We start from the raw sequence: 11,486 nt of genomic DNA, 5'->3' as shown, positions 1-11,486 counted from the left end.
CTAAAACATGCATTTCGAAGGATATAAGGTGCGCTCGGCCCGTTATACATCCCAAAGAGGCGTGTGCTTAATTAAAAACAGGGCTCCCCATCGCCACCAGTTGAATATAGGCCCATCCCATAAATTCGTTTCACATTTCTCCGAAATCCCGTAATTTTATAAATTCTATTCCATAAAAAAACCCGCGCTAGGCGCGGATTCTTAAAGAAGCTATTAATTCTTCTATTATTTCGCACTCTCCGCAATCGTCTTATAAGCCGCTAAATCTGTATACACTTCCACTTTAAGCGGATTGCGTTGATGTTTGATAATCTTATAGAAGTGATAGCCAAACACTGCAATATTAGCAGCTAAAGACAATGCACTCACAACCCAAAGCGCCGTTTCACTGTGAGAAGATTGTACCGAGAACTTTGAATCGCCAACAAACGCCGGGAATGACATCGTAAACATCATCCAAATCGCCAAAGTCTGTGCACGGTGCTGTAGCCATGCTCCTTTTTTGAAGAAGAATGCTGGAATGGTACAAGAGATCAGAAGCGCTGCACCTGCATAGAAGGAATGGTCAGAAACTGCGTTATATACATAGGCAAAGTTCCAAATGTCATAAGCAATGATCCAGAACCAAAGCTGGTCCGGCCACAACATATCCTTACTCTTATCTTTACTAATAACAATACCCATCCAACCAGAAATCGTAATAATGTTCAGAATACCTGCGATCCCGTTCATAATATTCCAAGGACCGCCTACCATCATTACGCCATCCACCATACCTTGCAAGCTGTACACTTGGAAATCACGGATAACGGCTTCAAGAATGTTAACTGCAAGGATAATCGCCGGGAACATTAATATATATTTATTTTTGTCCCATCCTTTAACATAACGGATAGCCATAAACCCTATACATCCTGCCAAGGCAGAATATACTTTTACCCAGTGAAACCATGTTCCAGTACTGGAGCCTTCGCCTGCCGTATTTGGCCAGACCGCTATGGTAAGCACAATAGGGACAACGACAAACAAAACGATTGAGAACCACTTGCTTCTTCGAGCTATTTCGTTGAAAAACATTAATCCTGCAAGTACTACCAACCACATTAGAGCAGAGTACCAGGGAATCGATTCGAATAAAAACATAATGTATTCCTCCTAAAAGTTTTATGAGCATAAGCATCACTGATTGTCTTCGTGCAAAACTAGCTTCGTAAGCATTCGTGTTTTTTGTATGTAAGTGATGTCTTGAGACCAATATATCCCATCCTCCTTCGAACGATCAAACCGCTCAAAACGTTGATTTATCAAGGTTTTCATAGTCTCATTTCAAGTTGAGTTTACACATCAATAGGACTGGAATTCATCCAAGGTCCTACCCCAAGTAAGGGAATCTATTAGAAACTATGTCTACAGAACTACAGACTGTAAACCTAACTTGAACGTAAAATATCCCCCACAAAGTGGAGTTTTGCTTTAATGCTTACTCAGGTACTTTGTGAGAAGCTCAAAATATATACTTTCTGCAATAAAAAAACCTTGCCGACAAATTTCTTTGTGGACAAGGCTACTGTTAACGCTATATTTCAAAAAAATCTGTCAACCAAATATTTCGAATATACGATACAGTTCTCCAGTGTAGGAAAATTCATAATTTCTCCAGCATAATAGATTTCATCTCTGCCCTGCATCTGATCAAGCCGTTCATAAAAGCCGTCACGGATCGCATTAGAATCTACATGGGGGAATTGCCTCCAGCGCTTCATCATATACAGACGGATGTTCTCGCCGCCCAGCTCGTGAAGTTTATTTTCTACCTTTTCCCGCATCTCCAGATCTGTCATTTCATCATTCTCCGCTACGTAAACCGTAACTAAATCCGTTGTGCCCATATCTGCCCACCTGTAATACCATGCCATCATATGTCCCTTGCGTTCAGGATTCATATTACAAGGGATATATCCAGAAAGCTCCGGTAACCCCTTTACTCTGTAGGCGTATACTCTAAACTGTTCATAGGTGATGCTCTCTAATAATGTTCTATCTTCAGAAGACAAGTGCACCATATCGCCTAGATGCTCTAAAGAAGCTGTATAAATAACCTTGTCAAAATAAAAGATATCCTGATTTGTTTCCACCCGAACTTGGCCGTTTGCCTCTTGCTCCATCTGTAGCACTTCACAAGTCAGACGCAGATCCTCTACTTGGTCAGCCATTCTTCTAATGAGTTCTGTGACTCCCTTAGGCCAGGTTATCATGTGAGTAATCTCAATAAAGGATAATAGATTATCATAAGTAAGAAATTTCAATACATAAGCGGCCGGCACATCCTGAATACTCCCAAAACCAAAAGTATTGAAGTAATGCATATACACCTGCCCGATCACAGAAAGATCATTCTCTGTACACCATTCTGAAAAAGGCTGGCATAAATCTGCTGGTAAGTGGAGAAAACCCGGTTCTAGCAGGGACTCATAACGCTTCAAAATATCAGGCAACCGTTTAAATTCTTGTGTAAACACCTGAATCTGATCCATGGGAATCTGTGAAGTCTTGCGCCCGTTTGTATCAAAAAATCCCCGTTCCAAAAGTGGCCCCTTATCCATAAGATCGAACTCTCTCATAAGTTCTATCGTATGTTTATAAGTTGGCAAGCCGATTAGGGTTCCCATTTCATAGGTTTTCCCCTTGTATTCAATCGAATGACACTTGCCACCTACCCGGTCTGACTTCTCAAGGAGAGTAATATGGGTATATCCTTTTTTCGCTAGCTGGTAGGCAGCTGTAACCCCAGAAATCCCTGCACCGATGATCCCTATTCTGTCTTCATACTTCACATTAGTCATCATCCGTTATCTCCTTGTAAATAACCATAATGGCAAGGTCTCACGCTGACCCGAATACTCAAGTGCGACATCTGATGGTATTTTCCCCCGATTAGGTCCGTCTGTGATTACCCTGCTAAAATTATAGATTCTCAAGTATTCGTGTAAGCGCTTTTCCAAAGTCTCAAAGGAACCTATCGAAACATCCAACCAAGCCTGCTGGTAAAATTCTTTCGACAACACCGCTACAAATTGCTGTAATGGCTGAAATACTTCGGTCTGATCTGCAGTTATGGCTACTTGATTTATGTTGTTCTTATGTAAAAAATCGCTGTATTTATGTTTGCCTCTATCCCAGTTTGTAGTAAACTCACGACTTTTGTTCGTAACCAAATTGTCGATTTGGAATTCTAATGTCTTCATTAATGGGATGACCTTCAGATGCATAAAATCGATAAATTGAATGGAAGACTTCCGATTATAAAGCTTAACTAAGCCTAATCTGGAATAGGCATCGTAGACCACGTATTGATACACCTTTCCTACCCTTGGAAACACTCCCATATAGCTAATGCTCTGTTGGCACATATACCCGGGATGAGCATTTTCCGGATTTTTCATCTTATAGTCCAGAGGTTTTGGTTTCTCTTTACATCCTCTGCTGTTAGCCGCTTGCGCGCCGTCCCTCTTCTTTGCTTTGGTTTCTTTGGCGTAAGCCTCACGTTCTATTCTCTTACTAAGCCTATTTCGACGCAGCACATTATAAATACCTGACTCCCCTATGTTCACACCCTCATCCTGCAGTTCGTAAAAGATTCGCTTGGGTCCATCTTCAGGAAATTTGGCAACGTATTGTAAGATCAATCTTTCCGTTCGCTTATCCACTTTATTAGGCATTACCGGCCTTCGTTCCTTCTCTGCCAGTCCATCCATCCCCTGCTCTTGGTAAGCTTTACACCACTGATAATAGATCGTCCGGGATATACCAAACTCCTTACACGTTTCGCTCACATTGTGGCTGATAGTCCCTTGCATGAGGATATGATATTTGTTGTTTGCATTCATCTATTACACCCCCTATTCTCTTTATTTTATACATAGTCGGCGTTTAATACAGTGCTATTCTACAATTTCTTAAGTTCTTTTCATGACTTATATAAGAAGAAATCCATTAAAAAAGAGAGACCGCTCAAGGCTTCTCCCCATTTTGAACAAAATGTGTAATGTATTCCCCTCCAGAAATCTCCAAGCAGTTCAGACGTTGGCCATAGGCACATCCACCATCCACACCAATCTTATCGCCCAGCGGACTAAACCAGATGTCTTCCGAATCATGCAGTTCCGTCGTTGACGTATGTCCAAAAACTACCGTTTTGTTAGTGTTAACTACAGGTTTCGTATAAAATGGTTCTCTGATCCAAATAAAATCATACGGCTCCTGCTGCTTCCAATCCTCAAGTAATGGATTAATGCCTGCATGAACAAAGATATGCTCGTCTGTCTCATAATAGAGGGGTAATGAACTTAGAAAGTCCAAATGATGTTTGTATTTCTGTCTAATTTCTTCTTTCAGCAACATATAATCACGCCAGCCAAAATCTGCTTTAAAAAAGTCAGAATCCGCCTCACAATAGCTCATCAATGTATACAAACCGCCGTTGTTAAGCCAATGTGTATCCAGTTTATCATCCTCGCTGGTGAGCGCGTCATAGGCCATTTTATCATGATTACCTTTTAGAACTGTGACGCCCCATTCCCGCTTTAGGGCCATAACTTGATCCACAATTCCTTTACTATTGAGACCTCTGTCCACATAATCCCCCATCAGGATGAGCTTGTCCTCGGATGGCCGATAGTTTATTTTTTTTAATAATGCGTTGAATTCGGAATAGCTTCCGTGAATGTCGCTAATCGCTAATATTCTGATAGTAATTCCTCCTGGCTCTGGATGCTTCAAGCAAAAACGCCTTCGGCGTCCTTTAAAGGACGGTGAGCGTTTATGCGAGAATTATAAGGATAAAATATATCGTGAAACTTATACTTTCTTATAATTAAAAAAAGACGTTCCGGGCAAAGGCACCGAAATATCTTTTTTTGAAATGGTCGCTATACGGAATCCAAAACGAGTGGATCTTCATCGGATGGATTAAAAAACTGGCGGCTTCTGACTTCATGCACTGCTTCTTGAAAACGATCGCACAGAAAAATCAACTGGTCGATCTCTTTCTTACCCACCTTTTCCGTAACTTCACTTAAAATACCTGAAAAAGTAGCCATCTGGGAATCATAAATCTGCTCCCCTTCATTCGTCAGACCAATATATACAACCCGCCGATCGGTATCGGACGTTGTTCGCACCACATAACCCTTCTCCTCCAAACTGTTAACCATTTGTGTCGCAGTAGGTCTGCTAATTTGGAGCAAGTCGCTTAATCTAGAAATCATGACTCCCTGCTGCTCTTCGACTTCGTCTGAAAGCTTCTTTCGCTTCATTAAATTGTTTATGACATACATCATCATAAATTCTCTATACGAAATCGCTTCCTTCGAGGACGGACGAGAGGTCAAACGCTTAATATTTTCAAAGGCTATAATTAGCTTTTGCTCTTGACTATTTTGAGTATCCATAGGGCACCTCCAATTTAACTCAATCTAATTAGATTACTTACCTATTTCCAAAAAATCAAGTCCAATTCACATTCTGTTTCCATAAAAATTAAATAATTAAACAGTTGTGCTAAATGATGAATTTGTGTATTATACATAAATGATAGTTTGGCTACCTAATTAATAAGACATGAATTCCCAAACTACAATATATAGAAGTTAAAGGAGAGGAACAGCTCTGGAGCATCTTACGCAAAAGAAAAAAGTTACAATTATGATTGCTTTAATGGCGGCTATGTTTTTCGCAGCAATCAACCAGACCATTGTAGGTACTGCAATGCCCCGAATTATTGCGATGTTAGGAGGCATTGAACATTATACTTGGGTAATTACCATCTATATGCTCACCTCCACAATCGCTACCGTACTTGTCGGAAAACTATCTGATATTTACGGGAGAAAGCCATTCCTGCTAGCAGGGATCGTTATTTTTATTATAGGCGCTTTCCTGTCCGGATTGTCGACCAATATTTTTCAAATGATCACTTATCGCGGGATTCAAGGTCTTGGCGGCGGGATTCTAATGTCCGCTACCGTAACCGCTGTAGGTGATTTGTTCGCTCCAAGAGAGAGAGCCAAATGGACTGGAATTATGATGGCCATATTTGGATTCTCTAGTGTAATTGGTCCTACCCTTGGCGGCTTCATGGTGGATCACATGGCTTGGAAATGGATCTTCTGGATCTTCTTGCCTTTCGGTATCGTGGCTTTCTTTATGATTTGGAAAATGTTCCCTAAAACTACACGCTCCACTTCAGAATCCATTGACTACTTAGGCTCCATTTTCCTTTCCCTTACCATTGTTGCACTCTTGCTCGGCTTTTCATGGGCGGGTACAAAATATGAATGGGGTTCCCCAGAGATACTCAGCTTGTTCGGGGCATCTATTCTCGGAGTTATTATTTTAATTCTGATTGAACGAAAAGCTAAAAGTCCAGTATTGCCATTATCCTTATTTAAGAATTCCATCGTAACCATCTCCATGGTTGTCGGCTTCCTGATGAATGCCGGTATGATGGGCGCAATGATCTATCTGCCATTTTTTGTCCAAGGTGTAGAAGGCGTCTCCCCAACCAACTCGGGATTCATTAATATGCCGATGTCACTGGCAATGATTGTACTTAGTACGCTCGTGGGCAGATGGATCTCCAAATCAGGTAAATACAAGCGTTATGCCCTGATTGGTATGCCATTTATGGTTGCAGCCATGATCTTAATGGCCTTTATGAGCAACATTGCGATGGCCGTAGTCAGCATGATTGTCTTCGGTATTGGCTTAGGACTATCGATGCCTGTATTTACCTTAACCGTACAAAATGCCGTAGCGCCTTCCATGCTAGGGGTTGCTACTGCTACAAATACTTTGTTCCGTAATTTAGGCGGAACCATTGGTATTGCTATTATGGGTACCATCATGAATACTACATTAACGAATAAACTAGAAGCAGCGGTGTCCTCTGGCAAGGGTCCAGATTTAACCAAACTTGACCCTGAATCCGCTAAACAGCTTTCCGCATTTATGAATCCGCAAATGCTGCTGGATCAGCCTAAGCTGAAGGAACTGCACGCAACGCTGCCAGAGCAAATCCAACCGCTCTTCAATCAATTGATTGAGATGCTGCGAAATGCACTAAGCGATTCCCTGACGGTTGTATTCTTAAGCGGCACCGCACTGTTAGTCATTGCAGCATTGCTTGTCTTGTTCCTTAAAGAAATTCCGTTACGAAGTGGTGAGAAAAAAACAGAGGTCACTGCAGAGGGAAAAAGCGAAGGCAAAAACCTTGAAAAGTCAGTACCTGCTGCACACTAATCACAAATAAATATACATTAGAGATGTCCGTAAACAGCTTAGGCTGTGCGGCATCTCTTTTTTATGTGAAGGAGATTAGGATTCGGTTGGTTGATCGTTCAATTCTTCGAAATAATCGTAGACTTCGTTTAACAGCTCCATTAACGAATCTGTCTTTTCTCTGCCCATATAATCAATCATGCCTTTAAAGGTATTTCGGGATTTCGTTACGGCCATTTCGGCCAAATGCTCTCCTTTTTCCGTAAGCGTGATTTCACTGATTCGGCGATCCTGGGCATCGGCAGAACGCACTACATATCCCTGTGCAATCAGACTATTGACCATCTGTGTAACCGTAGGAGAAGTGACTTTAAGAAACTTGCTGATATCTGAAACCGTCTGCCCCTTCTTCCCTTCCCGTTCCTTGCCGAGCTTTAAAGAAACCAACATCCGAACCTCACTTGGCTTCAATCCCCAGACTGTAGTTTTACGCCAATTCATCCTGGCAAATTGCTGGAAAGCTTCCATTAGTCCATCAACATTCTGATATTTATCTTCGTTCATCAGTACACCCCATAAGATCCATTTAACACTAAGTATAGCCTAATCGGACATAAAAAAGAATTGATAGATGTCAGGGATCCATTTTCAAATCATTACTAGCGCGATGTATAATAAGATCAGATGAAAGGGCTTGGTCGTCCTTTACTGACGATAAATGATACATTGTTATATATAAAATACAGGCCATTCACGCCTATTCGAAAGAGGTTATCTATCATGTCCTTTTCTTATTCTACACATGACGCTCTAGGGCTTGCTGCGCTTGTCAAAGCACGTGAAGTCTCCCCTCGCGAGCTGGTCGAAGCCGCCTTCGCCCGGCTCGATGAAGTCAATCCAGTCCTTAATGCGGTCGTACGCACTCGTAGAGAAGCTGCTCTTAAGGAAGCTGACGATATGCCTGTCCATGATAGTGCTCGCCCTTTTGCTGGCGTTCCTTTCCTGCTGAAGGATATCTCCCAAGCTATTGCTGGAGAACCTCTTACTTCGGGTGCCTTGCTTATGAAAGACAATATTGCTAGACGTGACTCGAACTACGTAGCACGAATCAGAAACGGCGGATTTATTCCGCTTGGACATACGAATACACCAGAATTCGGCCTCAAAAATATTACCGAGAACATCCTTCATGGCCCGGCACGTAATCCATGGAATCCCGAATATTCCCCCGGTGGTTCGAGTGGCGGCGCTGCTGCTGCGGTAGCTTCTGGTATTGTTCCGGCAGCGGGAGCTAGTGATGGTGGTGGATCGATCCGTATCCCCGCCTCGTTCACCGGCTTGTTCGGGCTAAAGCCAACCCGTGGACGCACTCCAGTAGGACCAGGTGTAGGCCGTCAATGGCAAGGTGCTTCTATCGATTTTGCATTGACAAGGTCAGTTCGCGATACCGCTGCTATGCTGGATTTACTGCAGGTTGTGCAGCCAGAGGCTGCTTTTCAAACACCGTTATATCCTGGTGTCTATCTGGATGATCTATTCAAGCCAACACAGCGAAAACTACGCATAGCGTTCACAACCGCTTCCCCAGTAGGCACACCAGTAACGAATGAAGCCGTAATTGCTGTGCTCAAAACTGTAAAATGGCTCGAAGCTGAAGGGTATGAAGTGGAAGAAAAGCTGAGTCCAGTAAATGGTGTAAGGCTAATGGAGAATTACTATACGATGAATACCGGGGAAGTGGCAGCGATGTTCGTATCGCTGGAGAAGATGAAGGGACGTTCCATTACTCCCAGTGAAGTAGATATCGTCACTTGGGTCCTCGGAGAAGCTGGGAGAAAAGTCTCTGCAGCTGAATTTGTGCATAGTCTGGATGAATGGGATATTGCAGCCGCTCAAATGGCAGGTCTGCTTAATCGCTACGATCTGTATATCACACCAACAAATGCGGATTCAGCACCTAAGATTGGCGAGCTGACGCATAGCGCTGCTGAGATCGAAAAGCTGCTGCATGTACATGAATTGCCGAAAGAAGAGCAGCAGCGCATGATTTACGCGATGTTTGAACCAAGCTTAACTTATACACCGTTCACCCAACTCGCCAATTTGACGGGTCAACCGGCTATGAGTGTTCCTGTCCATATGTCGCGAGAGGGTCTGCCGTTGGGGGTACAGGTAATGGCTGCGAAAGGCCGGGAAGATGTACTGCTTCAGCTTGCAGCTAAGTTGGAACAATCCGAACTGTGGATAGGGATGACAGGGAATCCGCTGTTCCCAGAATGAAATTCATGAAGTGGTGGCTAAGTCAATTGAGGATCCTAGTATAGATGAATGCTTATATTATTATATGAATAGGGGTAAAATTGCTAGAAAGAAGCCCGTACTCTTTATTAGTGCGGGCTTCTTTCTGCTTCAAGATGCAAATACTATTTACTATTTACTACCTTGTAGATGGGAAGTTTTATAATAACGGCATTATTTAATCAATTACTGGTGATATACAGATTGGAATCGGTGGTGCAACAACTCTTGGAATTTCTGCTACGGGTAATACTAATTTGTATATGATCGTTTTCCAGTCCGATCCTTTTACTTGGTACTAAATAAAAAAATCAAAACCATGAAGGATCAGACTTAAGCGATCCTTCATGGTTTTTTATTAGAGTGCATATATTAAAAAGAAAAGCTGAGTACGATTTGTTATTATTCCCTTTTATAAAAAAATGGTATTATCTTCATAAGAAATACCCATTAATTAGGTGGTGTAGAATTGGATGGATAAAAACAACAATAAATTGCTCTTATCAAGTATCGTCATCGGATTATTGATTATGTTCTCACCAATAATCCTTACAGGGTATACCTATTCGACTGACAGTATTTTGGGTCCCCTTTTATATTTTGAATTTACTATCAGATCATTAGCCTTAATTATTGGATTGCTTGTAATTTATGATGGAGTTAAGAATTTTCTCAAAAAATAATACAACGATTTTAATTCTTCTTTAAATGGTGAACCACGACATTTTTTTGACCCAAGGAGACCTCTTCGAATACAAGGGTCTCCTTTGTATTTGAGAAGACGACAAGATGCGATATACTATCCGAGGATGATTTCTGTAGAACATAACTCTCGCGATAAAAGTTTTTACCGGAATTATTTTCTGTTATTTTTAATTTCTACTGTTAACAGGTTAGCAGTCTTCTAGTGATTATTTTATTCCTTAAATGAACAGACTCTTTAAGCTAAGTAGTGCTGGCGCTATTTCTTCTAATTACACCGATAGCTAACGTACAAGATGACGTCATCACTAAAGAAGATTCAATTACTCAAAGAACTGTAATTGATTCCGAGCTAACTATTGAAAAAAGAAGTGATGGTCGTGTTGTACCTATCGTGAATGCAGATGATTTAGATGATAATCAGCTCAATAGTGTTCTAAGAGCAATGAATTATAGCAATAATTTGATAGAAAGAATGCCTGAGGAGCAAAAAAAGTTTTACGCATCTATTTTACGCATCTAATAGTGGAGTTAATATTCCAAATGTACCAAAGCTCCTGCTACTCCTGCTCCCGCCCGCAAATGCCATAGAAGAAGAGATGGATGGCTTCGTCCAGGAAGGCATCTATATCTTCTTGTTTGCTGGCTTCATCTAGCATTTCCCCAGAACTTCGCATGTACATTCCCATAAATGAAAGAATCCCTTTGGTCGACACTTTACTTGAGATTTCTCCTCGTGCTTTTCCATCCTCCACCATCTTGACCATCAATGGTAAAACGTCGTTCGTGTACCGCTCCTCAATATAATGAAACATTTCCTGGTCTTCAACCATAAGCTCCTTTACCGTCGCGGGAGGCAATGAACTGTAGGTTTCTCTTTCCATCGTCATAATATATTGAATAATCTCTTTCAGAGAATGCGCCCCATGAATGTAATCTTCAAAGTCACGAATGGCCTTCTCTATAAAATCCTTAAAGGACTCACTAAGCAGAGCTTCCTTACTGCCAAAATAATTATAAATCGTCACCTGTGAGACCCCTGCTTCTTTGGCAATGTCTGCGATTCGAAGACGTTTGGGCTCCCAAAGCTTGAGCATATCCATTGTAGTTTTCATAATTTTGAGCTTTATCTGTGCCGCTCTTTTCTCAAATCCATTCATGCTATCCACCCTTATTTAATGAAATATTCATAATCAATTATTTCATAA

The 11,486-nt window shown here is 41.6% G+C and carries 10 protein-coding genes; 3 read left to right on the top strand and 7 right to left on the bottom strand.

Features of this window, described 5'->3' with window-relative positions; all coding sequences use genetic code 11:
• Window positions 1-225: 225 nt before the first annotated feature.
• From CA600_RS17175 to CA600_RS17155, 5 genes are all read right to left on the bottom strand, one after another.
• Window positions 226-1,143: a DUF5692 family protein gene (locus CA600_RS17175; protein WP_094871639.1), complete on the bottom strand. Its 918-nt coding sequence runs from the start codon at window positions 1,141-1,143 to the stop codon at window positions 226-228.
• Between the two features lie 440 nt (window positions 1,144-1,583).
• On the bottom strand, window positions 1,584-2,846 hold the full coding sequence (locus CA600_RS17170; protein ID WP_094871637.1) for an FAD-dependent oxidoreductase: 1,263 nt from the start codon (window positions 2,844-2,846) through the stop codon (window positions 1,584-1,586).
• 3 nt (window positions 2,847-2,849) lie between these two features.
• On the bottom strand, window positions 2,850-3,887 hold the full coding sequence (locus tag CA600_RS17165; RefSeq protein WP_094871635.1) for a helix-turn-helix domain-containing protein: 1,038 nt from the start codon (window positions 3,885-3,887) through the stop codon (window positions 2,850-2,852).
• A 124-nt stretch (window positions 3,888-4,011) separates the two neighbouring features.
• On the bottom strand, window positions 4,012-4,779 hold the full coding sequence (locus CA600_RS17160) for a metallophosphoesterase family protein (protein WP_306440403.1): 768 nt from the start codon (window positions 4,777-4,779) through the stop codon (window positions 4,012-4,014).
• Window positions 4,780-4,928: 149 nt separating this feature from the next.
• Window positions 4,929-5,450: a MarR family winged helix-turn-helix transcriptional regulator gene (locus CA600_RS17155; protein ID WP_094871634.1), complete on the bottom strand. Its 522-nt coding sequence runs from the start codon at window positions 5,448-5,450 to the stop codon at window positions 4,929-4,931.
• A 217-nt stretch (window positions 5,451-5,667) separates the two neighbouring features.
• Between CA600_RS17155 and CA600_RS17150 the strand changes: the two genes are divergently transcribed.
• Window positions 5,668-7,299, top strand: a complete 1,632-nt coding sequence (locus tag CA600_RS17150; protein ID WP_094871632.1) for an MDR family MFS transporter — start codon at window positions 5,668-5,670, stop codon at window positions 7,297-7,299.
• Between the two features lie 75 nt (window positions 7,300-7,374).
• On the opposite strand, the gene CA600_RS17145 is transcribed toward CA600_RS17150, so the two are convergent.
• On the bottom strand, window positions 7,375-7,842 hold the full coding sequence (locus CA600_RS17145; protein ID WP_042186061.1) for a MarR family winged helix-turn-helix transcriptional regulator: 468 nt from the start codon (window positions 7,840-7,842) through the stop codon (window positions 7,375-7,377).
• A gap of 216 nt (window positions 7,843-8,058) precedes the next feature.
• Between CA600_RS17145 and CA600_RS17140 the strand changes: the two genes are divergently transcribed.
• Window positions 8,059-9,558, top strand: coding sequence for an amidase (locus CA600_RS17140; RefSeq protein WP_094871630.1), 1,500 nt, complete (start codon window positions 8,059-8,061; stop codon window positions 9,556-9,558).
• 970 nt (window positions 9,559-10,528) lie between these two features.
• Window positions 10,529-10,801, top strand: a complete 273-nt coding sequence (locus CA600_RS17130) for a hypothetical protein (RefSeq protein WP_094871626.1) — start codon at window positions 10,529-10,531, stop codon at window positions 10,799-10,801.
• Between the two features lie 37 nt (window positions 10,802-10,838).
• Here the strand turns inward: CA600_RS17130 and CA600_RS17125 are convergent, their stop codons facing one another.
• A complete protein-coding gene (locus tag CA600_RS17125; RefSeq protein WP_094871624.1) occupies window positions 10,839-11,438 on the bottom strand; it encodes a TetR/AcrR family transcriptional regulator in 600 nt (199 codons plus the stop codon).
• Window positions 11,439-11,486 lie beyond the last annotated feature (48 nt).

It is taken from the genome of Paenibacillus sp. VTT E-133280 (assembly GCF_002264385.1).
Classification (GTDB): Bacteria; Bacillota; Bacilli; order Paenibacillales; family Paenibacillaceae; genus Paenibacillus_AQ; species Paenibacillus_AQ nitricinens.
Note: the sequence above shows the minus strand (reverse complement) of the source record. Positions and strands in the feature narration are given on the sequence as shown.

What these genes read in the sequence shown, in the direction of transcription:
- CA600_RS17175 (WP_094871639.1), bottom strand. Translation starts at nt 1,143, where the DNA reads ATGTTTTTATTCGAATCGATTCCCTGGTACTCTGCTCTAATGTGGTTG.
- CA600_RS17170 (WP_094871637.1), bottom strand. Translation starts at nt 2,846, where the DNA reads ATGATGACTAATGTGAAGTATGAAGACAGAATAGGGATCATCGGTGCA.
- CA600_RS17165 (WP_094871635.1), bottom strand. Translation starts at nt 3,887, where the DNA reads ATGAATGCAAACAACAAATATCATATCCTCATGCAAGGGACTATCAGC.
- CA600_RS17155 (WP_094871634.1), bottom strand. Translation starts at nt 5,450, where the DNA reads ATGGATACTCAAAATAGTCAAGAGCAAAAGCTAATTATAGCCTTTGAA.
- CA600_RS17145 (WP_042186061.1), bottom strand. Translation starts at nt 7,842, where the DNA reads ATGAACGAAGATAAATATCAGAATGTTGATGGACTAATGGAAGCTTTC.
- CA600_RS17140 (WP_094871630.1), top strand. Translation starts at nt 8,059, where the DNA reads ATGTCCTTTTCTTATTCTACACATGACGCTCTAGGGCTTGCTGCGCTT.
- CA600_RS17125 (WP_094871624.1), bottom strand. Translation starts at nt 11,438, where the DNA reads ATGAATGGATTTGAGAAAAGAGCGGCACAGATAAAGCTCAAAATTATG.